Consider the following 16,105-nt stretch of genomic DNA (forward strand, 5'->3'; position numbering starts at 1 on the left):
GGACAGCGCCCAGTCTGCCACTTCTTTGACATATGTCAACCCATTGGGGATGCTGGAAACATGCCCAAGGCACTTCCCACGGTGGATATCTCCGCACCGGTCTGCTGCGCGCCCGTAGCGGCCGGGCCGATGAGTGACGCGCAGGCGTTGGAGGTGGCGCTGCGGCTCAAGGCCCTGGCCGATCCCGTGCGGGTCAAGATCATGTCCCAGCTGTTCAGCGCCACCGAGGGCGAGATCATCGGCGGGGATCTGGCCGAGGTGCTTGGGCTCAGCGAATCAACGGTCAGTCACCACATGAACCAACTGCGCAAGGCTGGGCTGGTGGAGTCGGATCGACGGGGCATGAACGTCTTTCACCGTCCTATACCAGACGCTTTGACGGCCCTATGCACCGTTCTGGATCCCGACTGCTGCCGCTAAACCCTGGGCGACTTAGAGTCGCCCGCCCCATCCGCTATTTGCGAGACCGGTGGTGGTCTATGCGGTATGCCGGTGGTTGTCGGTGCCGCTGTTGTGTTGGCCGTTCAGTGGTGATTGCAGTGTGGGTTTGTCTACGGGATGTTCGACGATCATGTATTGGCCCATCATGCCCATGTCTTCGTGTTCGAGGATGTGGCAGTGGTACATGTACGGCCAACCGGTATCGGCGTAGGTATCGAATTTGGCGATGACTCTTACTTTTTCGAATGGCGCGACGTGGACGGTGTCTTTCCATCCTTGTTCGTACCCCTGGGGTGGGCGGCCGTCGCGGTCAAGGATCTGGAACTGGACGTGGTGGATATGGAAGGGGTGGTAGAACAGGGCTTCTTGGTTGTCGATTTCCCAGATTTCGGTGTCGCCTTTGGTGACGATTTCGTCGATGCGGGCGTGGTCCATGGGTTTACCGTTGATGCTCATGCGGTCGGTGATACGGAATATTCTTGTCTGGGCGGCGTTTTCGGGGTGTAGGGCTTCGATGGTGTTGAGCTTGCCGGGCAGGGTTTGGTGTGGTGCGGGGGTGCCGGTGGGGCGCAGTTCCAGGATGGTGAAACGCTGGTATTCGTCGTTGTCGCCGACGGTCAGGGTGCGCATGAGGTGATACATCGGTGCGGCGCCGGGCACTTCATAGCTCATGAGGGTGACCGGTTTGTCGGTGTCGGTCATGTCGACGATGATTTCGGTGCGTTCCCCGGGGCTTAGGAGCATCCGGGTCCGTTCGATGGCGGCGGGCAGAAGGGCGCCGTCGGTGGCGATTTGGGTGAACGGGCGTTCGTCGGAGAATCCGAAGTTGTAGCGGCGGGCGTTGGAGGCGTTCAGGATCCGTAGTCGGACAAGTTTGCGGGGCACATCAAGGTAGGGGGCGTAGGTGCCGTTGACCAAGATGGTGTCGCCCAGTTCCCCGAAATTGTTTTGGGTGCGATCACGTAGATAAGTCATGTGGTTGTCGGGGTCGAAGTTGCGGTCCTGCACGATCAACGGAACGTCGTCGACCCCGTACTGGGTGGGCAACCCGAGGGCGTCGCTGTTGTCGTCATCGATGAGGAACATGCCAGCCAAGCCTGAGTAGACCTGCTGCGCGGTGGCACCCAGGGTGTGGGGGTGATACCACAGGGTGGCTGCGGAGTTCTGGATCGTCCAGTGCGGTGACCAGGTAGCCCCGGGTGCGATGGGCTGGTGGGGGCCGCCGTCCATGACGGCGGGTACATGCATGCCGTGCCAGTGCACGGTTGTGGTCGCATCGAGCTGATTGGTGACCTGTACACGGACCCGGTCTCCGGTGCCGGCACGGATAGTCGGGCCCAGGTAGCTGCCGTTATAGCCGGCGGTATCCGAGTGGGCGTCGGGCAGCAGTTCGGTGCGGCCGCTGGCTGCGGTGAGTGTGAAAACTTTCTCCCCGTTGATGATCACGGGTTCGGCCAGCGGCGGGATCACCAGAGGGCGTTGGGCGGTAGTGCCGGCGTTGACATGCTCGACGCCGCGCACATACGGGTAGAGGAATGAGGCGGCCAGAGCCAGCATGGCCACAACCAGCGGCGCTCCCAGGACGATCGCGGCGATACGCCAGCGCTTGGCCCGTGATCGTTGCTTCATGCCGCGGCGATCATCGCGGGACGGCGAGCGTGGTGCCATCACGAGTGCATGCCGGGGCCGGTGGCGCTGGATCCGGGTTGTTGTCCGGGGGCTAGAGTGCGGAATTGGCCCATCATGCCTTGGTCTTCGTGAAACAGCATGTGGCAGTGGTACATGTACGGGTTGACCGGGTCGGTGTAGCCGGAGAATCGTGCCGCTAGCCGCACCGTGGTCTGCGGGTAGATGAACACGGTGTCCTTCCACCCTGCCAACTCTGGTGGCGGCGGTGCCCCGGCGATCTGAAGGATGCGGAACTGGGTGTCATGGATGTGAAAGTTGTGCGGCCAGACCCGGTCTCCTCCGGCGACTTCCCAGATTTCGTGGGCGCCGTCAGTGATGTCGAAGTCAATGCGGGCCATGTCCATGAGCTGGTCGTTGATCTTGAAGATGTTTTTGCCGGCGGCATTGGTGCCGCGCTGCAGATGAAAGCGCCGTACCAGCGCCCCAGCGGGCGGTGCGGCAGGCGGTAGAGGAGCCAGGGTGTCCGGCACCGCAGGGCTGTGGCGCAGGTTCTGTGCGGGGCGCAGCGCCAGGATGTCGAAGGACTCGGCCAGGCCGAACCGCCCGCGCCAGGTTTCATCGGGCCACCGGGTCATCGGGTAGCCGCGCAACATCACCGGCTTGCCCGGGGACATCTCGACGATGATCTCGGCGCGTTCAGCGGGGCTGAGCTGGATCCGTTGCAGGGGCACGGGTTTTTCGAGTAGACCCCCGTCGCTGGCGATCAGGGTGAAGGTGCGGTTGTCGCTGAAACCGAGGGTGTAGATCCGTCCGACCGAGGCGTTCAGGATTCGCAGCCGAACCCGGCCGGTGCTCACCTGCAGGTAGGCGCCGGTGATGCCGTTGGTGGCGGTGGTGTTACCTAGCAGGCCCCGGTCTTCGGGATCGGATTCATCCAACCTTCCGTCCGGATGGAATTTCAAGTCCTGCAAAATCAGCGGGATATCATCCACGCCATAGGTTTTCGGCAACCCCTCCGGGGAGGTGTCGTCGTCGATGAGGAACATGCCTGCCAGGCCGCGATAGACGTGTTTGAGGGTGGCCCCGTGCGGGTGCGGGTGATACCACAGTGAGGCTGCAGGTTGGTTGATGCGCCAGCTGGGCTCCCAACGGGTGCCGGTGGCGATCGGCTGGTGCGGGCCACCGTCATACCGGGCGGGCAGGTGCATGCCGTGCCAGTGCGTGGTGGTGCTTTCGGGCAGTTGATTGTCCACCGTGATGGCCACGGTTTCGCCGCGGGCCGCGCGCAGCGTCGGCCCCAGTACCGATCCGTTGTATCCCCATGTCGGGGTGCGGGTTCCGGCCACGATCTCAGTGGTGCCGGGTGCGGCCTGTAGCGTGAATCGGCGCACTCCGTCGATGACCTGGGAGGGCGCCAGCTGCGGGATCGGCAACGGCCGATCGAAGCCCATCGGACCCCCTGATGGTGCCGGAGAATCAGGTGATCCGTTGCCGCATGCACTCGCCGCCAGGGGTACCGCGGCAAGGGCTGCCAGGAATCGGCGCCGGTTAATCGCAGAGGAATCGGGGACGAACACCATCACCGCAGCGATGCTACCCAAAGATATCGGTTTACGATATCGCTACCCGATACACCGAAGCAGTGGTGATGAACGAATCGCGATGAGGGAGGCGTTAATGGACGAGCACGGCAAGATGCCTTGCGGCACGGTGTGGGAGGTGGCGGGGGTTTTCTTGCGCCTGGGCATCATCGGGTTCGGTGGTCCGGCGGCGCATATCGCGCTGATGCGCCAGGAGCTGGTGCGCCGGCGAGGTTGGGTTAGCGATGAACGGTTCGTGGACCTGATGGGCGCCACCAACTTGATCCCCGGCCCGAACTCGACTGAGCTGGCCATCCACTTGGGTTTTGAGCGGGCGCGCTGGCGGGGCCTGGTCACCGCCGGGGTGTGTTTTATCGTGCCGGCGGCGCTGATGGTGACTGCGCTGGCCTGGGCGTATGTGCGCTACGGCCAAACGCCGGCTGTCGAAGGGCTGCTGTACGGGGTGGTGCCGGTGGTCATCGGCATCATCGCCCACGCCTTGTTCGCGCTGCTGCGCACCGTCATCAAAGGTATCGGCCTGGCGCTGCTGGCCGCCGCCGCCCTGGCCGCCTACCTGGCGGGAGTCAACGAGCTCGTCATTCTGGCCGCCGGGGCGAGCCTGGCCGTTGCGGCACATCTGGCCAAACGGGCGCGCGGGCAGATACACAGCTTCGTGGCCGCACCCCTTGTCGCCGTGGGCCATCCACTGTTTGTCGACCCCACCGGCGGTCAGCTGACCCAGTTGTTCACCACGATGCTCAAAATCGGGGCCGTCCTCTACGGCAGCGGTTACGTGCTGCTGGCCTTCCTGCGCGGCGATTTCGTCGAACGACTCGGCTGGATCACAGGCCAACAACTCCTCGACGCGGTCTCCATCGGACAAGTAACCCCCGGCCCGGTGTTCACCACCGCCACCTTCATCGGCTATCTCATCGCCGGACCGCTCGGCGCCCTGGTGGCCACCATCGCGATCTTCCTACCCTCCTTCGTGTTCGTCGGCCTGCTCACCCGCCTCACCGACAAACTACGGTCGCTGCCCTGGACTTCGGCGCTGCTCGACGGCCTCAACACCACCGCACTGGCCCTCATGGCCGGAGTCACCTGGCAACTGGGCCGCGCAGCCATCATCGACCCACTCACCGCCGCACTGGCGGTGGCCACCGCAGTCGCGGTCTGGAAAACCAAACTCAATACCGCCTGGTACATCGCTGCCGGAGCCGCCATCGGCCTGGCCCACGCGGCACTGACCTGACAAAGACCCCGGCCGCAGCCACATTCGCGGTCGACAGCGCCCTACATCGGCGGTTAGCCTCACTGATAACGGAACCCGATATCAGCACTGGGAAAGATTCGAGGTCACCCATGTCCGCACCGTCATCGGCCACTTGGTTGCGCCTGGGGCAAACCAGCGCACCGGCAGCAACGATCCTGATCCGCTTCTATGTCGGGCTCATCTTCTTGTGCGAGGGAATCCTGAAATTCCTACGCCCCGAAACCCTCGGCACCGGCCGCTTCGACAAAGCCGGAATCCCAGCCCCTGCCTTCTTGGCGAACCTGGACGGAACACTCGAAACTGTCTGCGGCATCCTGCTACTGGCCGGCTTAGCCACCCGCGTGGCCGCGGTGCCGATGATCATCAACATGGCCGGGGCGCTGCTGATCACCAAAGCTCCCATCCTGTGGGCTGATGCAGCCCTGTTCCCCAAAGCCTCCGGATGGTGGGACTTCATCCACGAATCCCGCACCGACCTGGCACAACTCTGCGGTGCCACCTTCCTGCTCCTGGCCGGCGCAGGCGCCTACTCGCTGGATGCAGCCATCAACCGCCGGGCAGCGGCCACGAACCCATAGCGAAAGCCACTCAAGATCAAGGTTTTTGCTGATCCAGCATCTCCCGGGCCAGCTCGTCTAGCGCCCGCAAGTCCTCCTTGAGTGCGGCCTTACCCGCACGTGTTGCCCGATACAGCCGCCGGGCACGCCCCTCAACGACCAACTGCCGCGATGTCAACAAACCATCGGCCTCCAACCGGTGCAACGTCGGATACAGCGTGCCCGGGCTGATGTCGTAGCCGTGCCGGGCCAGCTCCTCGGTCATCCACGCACCGTGAACCTCCTCCTCGGCAGCGTGATGCAAGATGTGCAGCCGCACCGCACCTCGCTGAAACTCCCGCACCCCAACACCTCCAAGAACAGTCACCAAACCGATATCGGTAACCGATTCTATCCTCTTTCATTACGTACCGAACAACCGTTTCGTGAAGCAGGGTGTGTGCGATGCCCTCGGTGCCACGCACTGTGCGCCCGGATTTCGGCGATGTCTTCGGCGCTTATCTGCGCCAGTTCAAACCTGTTGCGACGGTTGGACAAGGTGAACGCACATCGTTCCAGGGTGCACGTGCCGCCCAGTACCTGCATGCTCCGGGGCGCGCCAAGGCCATCAAGAATGTCTTGGCCGCAATGAAGTCTGGCAAGCTCACGCCAGAGCTGTTGGCATACCAATACTTACAGACGCTCGTGAGAATGTCCGAGCCGAAGCCTCCGGGGCCCTGGATTAGTGCGTAGCACCGTCACTCCGGGTTAGTCGCGAAGACGGTGCCAGATCGTCGCCTTGCTCACCCCGGCCTCGAGTTCAGGGGCGGAAGTCGCCCATGCTGTCGTCGTCGGTTTCCTCGTCGGTGTCTAGCCATGCCAGGTGCTCTGGCTGGAACCAGCGGTTGAGCAGGAGGCGGAAGGGCACCAGCATCGCGATGAATAAGGGGAATAAGATTCCCGCCGGGCTGCTCTTGAGGATCCACAGCACCACCAGACACAGAAGCTGGACCAAGGTGAAAAGGCGGATGACTTTCCAGGGAACATGACGAACGTAGTGGGTGTCCGGGTACAGGTTGGGGTCGGTCAACCATAGTTTCAACCGCGCATAGAATTCCGTCCCGTTGAGGGTGGCAAATCCCATGAATAGGAACAGGCCGAAAAGTACTTCCATCGGAATTTGCTTGATCAGCGGCAACATGAAAACCGAGGCCGCGATCAGGATATGAATGGCCAGTGGGGAGACTCGATTTTCTCGGACAGCTAGGATGCGTTCGGTGCCGGAATCGTTGTTCTGTCGTGTGGTGGTCGCCAGACTCTTGACGTGGTTAAGGGAATGGACGGTGGCCGCCACGATCCAGGGTAAACCAAATATCGAGCTCACGGCGGTGATGACGCCGACGACCGCCAGGTCCAGGTGATAGCCGCCGCCTTTTCGCAGAGCATGCGACGGGCTGTTGACTAGGCGCGTCGTAATATTTTGGTCGAGAAACAGCAAAACGGTGACCAGGACTGCTGGCCCGAGGCAGACGACTATCAGCCAGACGGGCAGCGAGAACATGTCAACGAGCCAGGACCGGCCGCTGGTGGTGCCGAAATGGTCGGGGATGGCCACGTCCGCCACCGCGACTTCTGGCAACATCAAGGCGAATAGTGTCATCAGGGCGATGGCGATGGTGGGCCCGAAATCGGCCACGAATTCACGGAACCTGCGCTGCAGGTACCTGGTCTGCAGGAACGTTTTGAAGGTGCGGGCCAACAGGAATGTTCCCAGTGCCAGCACCACGGTCATCAGGGCGGTCGCGTCGTTGCGGGGGGACGTAGTGAAGGGCGATACCACCGAGCGCGCTGCTTCGACGATAAAGATGACAGCGACCAGGACTGCGAAGATCTCATCGACGAAGCGGGTGAAGAACTTCATGAGCGCGCTGGCATCGGTCACCGCGAGGATGAGAATGAGAATGCCCGACCAGAGGCCCACCCAGGCGTAGACCGGTAAAAAGGGCACATCGAAACGCTGGCATATCGTGTACAACAGGCCGGTGAAGATGACGATGGGACCGGTGCCGCCCAACAGAGTCAGAGGCTGGGCAGAAGAAAGCGCGAACAGGATTCCGCCGACCGCTGTTACCACGATCATTTCCACGATGCCGATCTCACCGCCGGTCACGACACTGGTAAGGCCACCGAAGGCAATAGCATTGGCAAGGCACGCGAAGAACAGAAAACCCACAGACGCTACGACTTTCGAATGCAGCCCGTCGGTGAAGTCGCTGACATAGGAAGGCAGCCTTCGCCGTGCATCCGCCCGAAGACCACCGCCCAACCGGCCCGTGTAGGTCAGGAGGCCGACGTCGTGTACATGTGGGGCCTGCGACGCGCCGCTCCGTTTGTTTGACACGTACTTCACCTTATTCGACACAGTGAGGTGCTCTCAGCGACTTTCAGGCAAGTCGTCGAGGCTCAGACGGATCAGGACGCATGCTCCAGACGATCACCGATCCGCGACAGGATCTGCAGTGCCACAGGGATGCAACCATCGAGATGATCCCAGGGCCAACCGCGTTGTGTTCGATCGAACATCGCATCTGCTGCCTGGCATCACGTTCGTCTCGACTAAGGGGTACGTCCAGCGGCCAAGCCTGGCGCTACGTTGCAGGCGAGTAGCCGCTTGCCTAATCGTGTGGCGTCGATGGATCCTCGTTGGCTGTGGCTGCCCATAACTCTTGCTCATCGGGCTCAAAGTCATTATCTCCGAGGGGATCTGGTGGATCTAGGACGGTCAGCTCACCGGTATCGGGGTGCCTCTCGCACGAATGCGCGTCGACATCGCGCACTGCGAACAGCCCGGACAGAGTTGCAGAGACGCCACCACGCCGACCCTTCGGTGTCGGAAGTGCATCGGCTACTGAGATATGCAGCAACCGGGGCGTGGTGGCCACATCGAAATGAAATGCTTTGAGCATGGCAAAACATGCCGCGACCATGATCACAGAGAACGGTACCGCGGTGGCGATCGATGCCGTCTGTAGGGCCTGCAGGGAACCGCGCCCGCCAACAAGCAGTAGGACCGCGGCCGCGGCCCCTTCCAACACCGCCCAGTAGACGCGACTGAGCTTGGGCGTCTCCATTTCGCCTCCGGAGGACAGTATGTCGATCACCAAAGAGCCGGAGTCCGAAGAGGTTACGAAGAAAAGTACGATGACGGCGATGGCGAGCACGCTCGTGATCACGCCGAGTGGTAACCCTTCGAGCATCTGAAACAACGAGGTGTTGGGGTCAACGGCCTCGCCGGTCTCCGGGGCTGCTCTGCGCTGAAATAAGGCGGCGCCGCCAAAAACGGTGAACCATAGTGAACTGATCACCGTGGGCGCCAGCAGTACTCCGCCGACGAACTCGCGGATGGTTCGTCCGCGCGAGATTCGGGCGATGAACATTCCGACAAACGGTGCCCAGCTCATCCACCAACCCCAATAGAACACTGTCCAGTCGATGACCCAGCCATCGTGAGAGAACGGCGCTGTGCGCAGCATTAATGCCGGTAGCGATTGGATGTAACCTCCGAGGTTCTGCACCCAAGATTGCAGGAGAAACAGTGTGGGACCCAGCAACAGCACGAAGGCGGTCAAGGCCGCGGCCAACATCATGTTGATGTTGGACAGCCATTTAAGACCTTTACTGACCCCGCTGACAACCGAGAGCGTGGCCGCTGAGGTGATCACGGCTATCAAGGCGACCTTCCACCCGTTGGTGACCTGAATCCACCCCAGGTATTGCAAACCGGCCGCGATCTGTGTGATGCCGAAACCTAGTGAGGTCGCGACACCGAACAATGTGCCGACGATCGCCACGACATCGACTACATCGCCGATGAATCCCTCCACGCGCTGACGTCCTAGTAGCGGCTCTAACAACCACCGCACCGACAAGGGGCGTCCCTTGCGATAGGTCATATAGGCCATGCCGAGGCCGACGACCACGTAGATGCTCCAGGCATGCAGTCCCCAATGGAACAAGGTCAATGACATGGCCTGGTTTGCTGCCGCGGTGGTCTGCGCTGGGATACCACGCGACGCGGGGGGATGCATGTAGTGGCTTAGTGGTTCGGCGACACCGTAGAAGACCAGGCCGATCCCCATTCCTGCGCTGAACAGCATGGCCAGCCACGCGGGGAAGCTGAATTCGGGCTGCTCATCGTCTCGGCCCAGCCGGATGGTGCCGACTCGGGAAAGGCCGCAGTACAACGCGAACGCCACAAATCCAGTGGCAATGAGGATGTACCACCAGCCGACCCCCTCGCCGATTGTCTTGTTCAGCTGGGCAAACGCATCCTGTTTGCCTTTCGCCAACACGACGGCGAGGGCAATCATCGCGATGATGACCAACGATGCCGGAACGAAGACTTGGGGCCTGATGCTGCGCCAGGCACGCCGCACCGGATTCGCGGTGCCCTGGGTGTTGTCAGGTGGGGTCGATTGCGGTGTCAACGTACTACCGTCCTCGTCAAAGTCTCATCACGTATCAGCGTCGGTGCCGATAACCCTAAGCGACGGCGCCGCCCCGCAAGCATCAACCGTGCCCATCACACGCCTCGGATAACTATGGAGAGCACAGTCGGGACGGCCGTACCTATGGCTAACCCAAAGACCTCTAGAAGCAGGTGAGGAACCGATCGGCATGCGTATCGTGCTGGCGGTGACACTCCCGATCCGACGGGTCGCATGGTGACCAAAGAGGAAACACTCAACTATCGGGTTGGCTTGGTAACTACACAGCCATACTATGAGGTAGGATAGTCTGCAATGAGTGGCTGGATGCTGCACTTGCCAGTCGAGCGGCAACTACTATCTCGCGGAGGATTGTAATCATGGCCCAGGCGGGGGTGCGGGTGATCACTTGCCGCCGGATGCCTGCACGTGCAGCCTTCCAGCAACCTAACCGCGCTCCTGGTCGGCGTCCGAATGCCCGTCGTGTCGTCGTGGTCGTCATTGCGATGGCCATGATGGCCGTGCCGGCGACGGTCCAGCTGGTCGCCGGTGCCGGTTGGCAGGCGGAGGCTGACCCGAATCAGCCGGGGCCTCCTGCTCCGGCTCCGCCGCCGTTGGCAGTTCCGCAACCGGATAATCTGTCGCGCACTGTCAATATCGGTGGCGCTCAAGTGAAATCAAATGTTCCGCAGGGAATGGGAGACGGCACCGGGCGGCCGTTATCGGAGCCGCGAGAACGCTCGGTGGCCGCGGTGCCTCCGGTCGCCACCGATGGTGTGCACGCCGCGACCGCCTGGCCGGGAAGACAGATTGTCATCCACTTACCCAATGAACGCGCCCTGACGGCTGCGAACTGGGGTGAAGGCGGTGTGGCCGCTTACGGCTCGGGGCCGGTGGATTATGTGGTGATTCCTGATGCCGGCGGCGGTGCCGATATTCGCATGATCCGCAAGACCTTTATCTCGCCGAGTGACTTCTCGTTAGGCGTCAGGTACCCCGACAGCACGCATCTGCGCCAAGCAGGTCAAGCAGTGGTGGTCGAGACTGACGCCTCCTCAGGTAGACCGGCAGCGATTATCGGGGCGTTCAGCATTCCCGAGGCCCGCGACGGAGCGGGGAACGCCATCTCTGTGTCCCCGTGGATCGGCGCGAGCTATCTGTATCAGCAATCGGATCTGAACCTGAACGTCGGCGATGTCGGGCTACTCAATTTTCCCGTCACGATCACCGTGGCCTACCGCGCCACCACCACTAGCCCGGCGGTGGCTCCAGGTGATCCGGGACCTAAGCGTCCGCCGGTCGCCGAGGGTGGCCGGTGCGCGTCCGGGCCGTCGCAATTCCGGGGTGCCGGAGATGGTCAAAATCCCGATGGTTTTGCTGATTTCCTGCCGTCATGTGCTCGGCTGGCTGCTTGCATGAGCGCGGCTCCAGCCCGCACCAGCGCGCTTACGTGTGAGAACACGTTTATGGCCGATTTGACGAATGCGTGTGTTACCGCGTTTGGGTACGACGACGACTACGAGGGCTGCCAGGCAGCGGCCAACGGACATACCCGCTGGGCCAAAGAGAACATGAGCCCCGGCCCCGCTGCCGCAGGAACTGGAACCTGACATGCCCACCTACACAGCACTATTTCGGGGAAAAGGATTCTGTCGATGAACGATGATGCGCCCACGCAAACCCTGCCCGCCGCGCCCAGTCCGCAGCCGACGCTGCCGTTGACGGGTTTTGCCGCCGGGATCGCCGGGGCCGCACTGGTCGTGGTCGGGGTGTGGGGTTTTCATGTACTGACTCCCGGTGGCGGTGCGGTGGGTTCGGTCGGCTGGGTTGTGCTGCTGTGCTTGGCGTTTACCGCCCTGGGTAAAGGCATCACCCTGCTGCGCAGGGCCCTGGCACCCGTCACGGACGCAGCCTTGGCGCCGCTGGCGCCTATATCTGCCCCCGTGCGTGCCACGGCCGGAATCGTTATCGGCGCCAGCGGTATTTGGTGGGTGATGCGCGGGCACGCCGCCACTTGGTGGACACACACTACGGGCACCGGCAGCACAACTGGGTGGACTCTGACCTCGCAACTGGTGGCGGTGGCGTTGATCGCCGTTTTCGGTGCGCTTCTGTTCGGCGGCGCCAAAAACCTCGTCGCCACGATCTTCGCCAATTCGGGCACACGCCATCGAGACAGCAGAGATACCGCCGAGCAGCGGTGGGCGCTGGTTTGGTCCAGCCACCCAGGACTGGGCCTGCTTCTATTGGCCGGCGCTGTCGCGCTCGTGTTCCTGTCCGGGTACGTCGTCCCGAGGGTGTCGGGGTGGCTTTCCGGCGATGACCCGATGGCCGCCTTGGCGGCCATCGCCGCGATCCTGATCGTCGCGTTCTTCGCGAATACGTGGTGGTGGAAAGCACTATCGGGATGGTGGACCTGGGCTCACACCCACGGCAGCAGCGGTGGTGGGGCCAGCCCGCTGGGACAGATGCAGGCCGGTGCCGCCGTGATCGCACTGATCTGGTTCTCCGCCATGGGATTTGGACTGGCGTCACCGCAGGATTACACCGGCCCCGGCGCCGCACCCTTGGCGCGGGCTGCCTGCCCACCAGATTGCGGTGGCGGAGGCGGTCTTGACGGTCCCCCTGGGGGCGGCAGCCAGTTCAGACCCCCCGACATGCCCGCCCAACAACCCGACTATCAAGGCGGCATCAACCAGGCGCCGCTGAACCAAAATTCGGGAATCTCGATCTACAACGAAAGCCCTGCTCAGGGCGGCGGTCAGCAAGCCTCCCAAAACATGGGCCCGCAAATGTCCGGCCAACACGCCGCGCATGGCGAGCCACTGCCCAACTACGGCCCCTGGCAACCCGACGCCCAACCCCCTGCCCAAGCCCCGGTCCAGCAGGCACCTCAGGCTCCGCAGCCGGTCCAGCAAGCACCTGCTCAACAACCCGTGCAGCAGGCGCCTCAAGCACCGCAAAACCCCGTTGGTCAGCAACCAGCACAGCAGCCCCAACCCGGACAAACTCAACCGGGCCAGCAGCAGCCACAAAACCCGGCAAACCAACAGAACCCGGCACAACAGCAGCCACAGAAACAGCCTGATCAGACACCTCAAAAGCAGCCTGACACGCCGAAAAAGAACCCGATCGACCCCACCGATCTGGCAACAGCGGCCACCCGGCGCGGCTCACAACAAGCTGGCCAACAAGCCGCCCAGCAGGCTGGCCAACAAGGCACGCAGCAGGCGACACAACAAACTACTCAGCAAGCGACCCAGCAGGCCGCGAAAGCTGCCGAACAGGGCACGCAGAAGGCTGCGCAACCAGGCGACCAGTTCCCCGCTGATTTCCACCTCGGGCAGGTCGCTGACGGTCTAAAAGCCCGCGGCACATACAGTCCCACCGGCACGCATTGGGGTGACACAGGCAAGACTATCGGCGCCATCACCAAGAGCCAGGCCGAGAACTTCGTGAAGGCGGGCGAACGCTTCACAGCGGTAGGCCGCGTTCTGGAAGTCGGCAAGATGGGGGTTGACCTAGCCAACGGTGCCCCTATACCGGAAACGGTAGGCGCAACTGCGGGATCTCTGGCTGGGGCATGGGCGGGGGCAGAAGCTGGCGCCTTGGTCGGCGCGGCAATCGGATCATTCCTCCCGGGCCCGGGCACGGCCGTAGGTGGCGTCGTAGGAGGCGTGGTCGGCGGGTTCGTCGGCAGCGGCATCGGTTCGGAGGTAGGAAAAGCACTCGGCGGCGCTGCCCGCTCAGCCGGATCAGCACTGTCAACGGCCGGCGGTGCCGTCGCATCCTTCTTCGGTAGTTTGTGACAGACAGGGAACGAGGATCAGCTCATGCTCACGGTAGCTGCAGTATTCATCGGTTTCATCGGAGCGGTAACCCTGCTCACTCTGATGCAAGTACGTCCATATTCGTCGCCAGTACAGCTGTTAACACTGGCGATGGGCGGAATATGTTGCGTGGCGCTCACAGCTAGCGGACTGTATTGGCTAACTGACTCGCAGACGCTACGAATCGGTACTTTATGCGGCGGTCTAGTGATCGCTCTAAACATCATCAAGTTGGCCAGGCGCCGTCGATACGTCACTATATCGGTGGGCGGCGAAGAATGATGGGCACCGGGTGATGAACGGATTGTATGCGCTGGTCCTGGTTCTGAACTGTGTACTCATCGTCTCGCTTGTGTTTGGTGATGATTTTAATAGAAAGCTGCCCTCCAAGAGCGGATGGTATGTTCAGTTGGCAGCGTCTTCGCTGTTTATCTTTGTCGCGCCCAATCTTGCTATCGCATTCGGCTGTATCGTGGGGGTAATGATTGCCCGGTTTATATTTGCCTTATGGCTCACCCCTCTGGGTGATAATACTTTCGCGAAGATACTTAGACCCTTTCGGTTGCCTGTTAAGCGAGTTAATAGATATGAGAAGCGTGAACGGTCTATAAGAGATGAGGATTGAGAAAGGGATGCTAGCTGTGAGGGAGCCCAAACGTACTGCTGTCGCCGTATTGGGTGTATTCGTCGCCGTTGCAGCGGGGTGTTCTTCGCAGCAGTCGCCAAGCGACGCATCCAACACATCTGCCGCGTCGGTGACGTCGTCATCGACATCGCCGTCTATGGCTACCGCCGATGGGTGCGCGACCAGTGACATTCCTCGAGTCACGTTGGATGCCAAGGCGCCGGACGAGCCGATGTTGGCAGTGCCGACACCGCAGGGGTGGCAGTATTCGCCGGCGATGAATTCGCCGGTGATTCGCGGGGCTGTGGCCAATGTGGGGTTGCGGGCGAACGATTTCACACCGAATGCGGTGGTGACATTGGAAGATTTGACTGGCAAGGTCGCCTCAGCGCAGCAGGGTATTGATGCAGAGATCGCCAGTGTGGAGCAAGGTGGCATGGCCGTTGAGTCCCGCACTGCGGGGACGGTGTGTGGGCACCCGAGTAGCACGATCACTTACACCCTGCAGAACCGGCCGGTGACTGCCCTGATCGCTGGGGTTGAGGCCGGGCCCAAGATCTGGGCCACGGTGCTGACCATCCAAACCGCCGAGCCCGGCAATCCCGCCTACACCGCAGGTAAGCAAGCAATCCTGGAGGGCTTCCAGTTCCGGCTGCCTGGTAATAGCCGCTAACAGCCTGCGCTGCTCGCCCGCCTTTGGCCTACCGGTTGGGGCGGCTGACGCAGCCGGGTCTAACAGGTGCATGCACGCAAGGGCTGCAATGCACCACCATTGCAAGGAGATTCGATGACCTCAAGTTTTGTTACCGTCGTGCTGGTCCTCATCGGTGTGGTGTTGATCATGCTGGGGCGCAGGGTATCTGCCCGGCGCGCGGTGTTGCTTGGTGCGGGCGTGGCGGCGGTTTTCCTTGCTGTAGTGGTGCTGGTGTCGTCGATGGTAACCATTGTCGGTACCCGGCAGGTCGGTATCGCGACGGCGTTCAACCGGCCCACCGGGCAGACCTTCAACAACGGGCTGCACTTCAAATTCCCATGGGTGCAGGTACATGAAATGGATGGTGCGGTACAGATCGACACCTACCAGGCCGTCGCGGGCAGCGACCGCCGGATCCCGGTTCGGCTGGGCAACAACTCCACCGCATTGGCGGACGCCTCGATTCGGTGGCAGATCAAGCCGGACTCGGCAGACGAACTATTCGTGCAGTACAAGACTTTCGACGGTGTTCGCGTGAACCTGATTGAGCGCAACCTCAAGGTCGCCTTGAACGAGGCGTTCGCCAAGTTCGACCCGCTGGACAAAAAGAACTTGGAAGAGTCGCCGCTGCCCAGTATCGCCGCCCAGGCATTAGGTCTGCTACGCACCAAGGTCGGCAAAGAAGTCGAAATCTTGGATGTGTCGGTACCGACGATCGACTACGACGACAAGACCGAAGAGCGCATAAACCAGATCAACGAGGAACGCGCGAATACCACCAAGGCTGGCCAAGAAGTGGAAACCAACAAGAAGAAGCGTGAAGCCGCCGAGGAACTTGCCAAGATGCCACCACCGGACCTTCGAATCTCCATCGCTAACTGTCTGAACAAGATGGCCGAAACGGGCAAGAACCTCAACTGCTTCCCCATCGGACAAGGTGTGGTCCCGACCCTGAGCATCCCCAACCCGATCACGGTCCCCGAAGGCTGACCACCTAAGCGTGGATGAAT

Annotated in this window: 12 protein-coding genes and 1 pseudogene; 8 read left to right on the forward strand and 5 right to left on the reverse strand. The window is 61.8% G+C overall.

Features of this window, described 5'->3' with window-relative positions:
- Window positions 1–60: 60 nt before the first annotated feature.
- Window positions 61–420, forward strand: a complete 360-nt coding sequence (locus HBA99_RS05020; protein ID WP_057966305.1) for an Rv2640c family ArsR-like transcriptional regulator — start codon at window positions 61–63, stop codon at window positions 418–420.
- A gap of 57 nt (window positions 421–477) precedes the next feature.
- On the opposite strand, the gene HBA99_RS05025 is transcribed toward HBA99_RS05020, so the two are convergent.
- Window positions 478–2,070 (reverse strand): multicopper oxidase family protein, encoded by a 1,593-nt coding sequence (locus tag HBA99_RS05025; RefSeq protein WP_070952329.1) that lies wholly within the window; start codon window positions 2,068–2,070, stop codon window positions 478–480.
- 38 nt (window positions 2,071–2,108) lie between these two features.
- Window positions 2,109–3,650 carry a multicopper oxidase family protein gene (locus HBA99_RS05030; RefSeq protein WP_064393413.1) on the reverse strand — a complete coding sequence of 514 codons (1,542 nt, stop codon included), beginning with the start codon at window positions 3,648–3,650 and terminating at the stop codon, window positions 2,109–2,111.
- Between the two features lie 97 nt (window positions 3,651–3,747).
- On the opposite strand from HBA99_RS05030, the gene chrA reads away from it, so the two are divergent.
- On the forward strand, window positions 3,748–4,902 hold the full coding sequence (gene chrA / locus HBA99_RS05035; RefSeq protein ID WP_057966308.1) for a chromate efflux transporter: 1,155 nt from the start codon (window positions 3,748–3,750) through the stop codon (window positions 4,900–4,902).
- Window positions 4,903–5,012: 110 nt separating this feature from the next.
- Window positions 5,013–5,501 (forward strand): DoxX family protein, encoded by a 489-nt coding sequence (locus HBA99_RS05040; RefSeq protein WP_057966309.1) that lies wholly within the window; start codon window positions 5,013–5,015, stop codon window positions 5,499–5,501.
- Window positions 5,502–5,517: 16 nt separating this feature from the next.
- Here the strand turns inward: HBA99_RS05040 and HBA99_RS05045 are convergent, their stop codons facing one another.
- On the reverse strand, window positions 5,518–5,823 hold the full coding sequence (locus HBA99_RS05045; RefSeq protein ID WP_049232775.1) for an Rv3488 family transcriptional regulator: 306 nt from the start codon (window positions 5,821–5,823) through the stop codon (window positions 5,518–5,520).
- 212 nt (window positions 5,824–6,035) lie between these two features.
- On the opposite strand from HBA99_RS05045, the pseudogene HBA99_RS05050 reads away from it, so the two are divergent.
- Window positions 6,036–6,203 (forward strand): annotated as a pseudogene (locus HBA99_RS05050) (SPFH domain-containing protein); the annotation flags it as partial.
- Between the two features lie 76 nt (window positions 6,204–6,279).
- Here the strand turns inward: HBA99_RS05050 and HBA99_RS05055 are convergent.
- Together HBA99_RS05055 and HBA99_RS05060 are read right to left on the reverse strand one after the other, a co-directional pair.
- Complete coding sequence (locus HBA99_RS05055; protein WP_070952328.1) at window positions 6,280–7,860, reverse strand: sodium bicarbonate transporter family protein; 1,581 nt, start codon at window positions 7,858–7,860, stop codon at window positions 6,280–6,282.
- Window positions 7,861–8,134: 274 nt separating this feature from the next.
- Window positions 8,135–9,946 carry a BCCT family transporter gene (locus HBA99_RS05060; protein ID WP_070951468.1) on the reverse strand — a complete coding sequence of 604 codons (1,812 nt, stop codon included), beginning with the start codon at window positions 9,944–9,946 and terminating at the stop codon, window positions 8,135–8,137.
- Between the two features lie 614 nt (window positions 9,947–10,560).
- On the opposite strand from HBA99_RS05060, the gene HBA99_RS05065 reads away from it, so the two are divergent.
- The 4 genes from HBA99_RS05065 (at window position 10,561) to HBA99_RS05080 (ending at window position 16,085) form a co-directional block, all read left to right on the forward strand.
- Complete coding sequence (locus tag HBA99_RS05065; protein ID WP_070952327.1) at window positions 10,561–11,556, forward strand: hypothetical protein; 996 nt, start codon at window positions 10,561–10,563, stop codon at window positions 11,554–11,556.
- Between the two features lie 45 nt (window positions 11,557–11,601).
- Window positions 11,602–13,755 (forward strand): hypothetical protein, encoded by a 2,154-nt coding sequence (locus HBA99_RS05070; RefSeq protein ID WP_070951467.1) that lies wholly within the window; start codon window positions 11,602–11,604, stop codon window positions 13,753–13,755.
- 803 nt (window positions 13,756–14,558) lie between these two features.
- Window positions 14,559–15,074, forward strand: coding sequence for an LpqN/LpqT family lipoprotein (locus HBA99_RS05075; protein ID WP_064393419.1), 516 nt, complete (start codon window positions 14,559–14,561; stop codon window positions 15,072–15,074).
- Between the two features lie 114 nt (window positions 15,075–15,188).
- Window positions 15,189–16,085 (forward strand): SPFH domain-containing protein, encoded by an 897-nt coding sequence (locus tag HBA99_RS05080; RefSeq protein WP_070951465.1) that lies wholly within the window; start codon window positions 15,189–15,191, stop codon window positions 16,083–16,085.
- The last annotated feature ends 20 nt before the right edge of the window (window positions 16,086–16,105 follow it).

It is taken from the genome of Mycobacteroides chelonae (assembly GCF_016767715.1).
GTDB classification, from domain to species: Bacteria; Actinomycetota; Actinomycetes; order Mycobacteriales; family Mycobacteriaceae; genus Mycobacterium; species Mycobacterium gwanakae.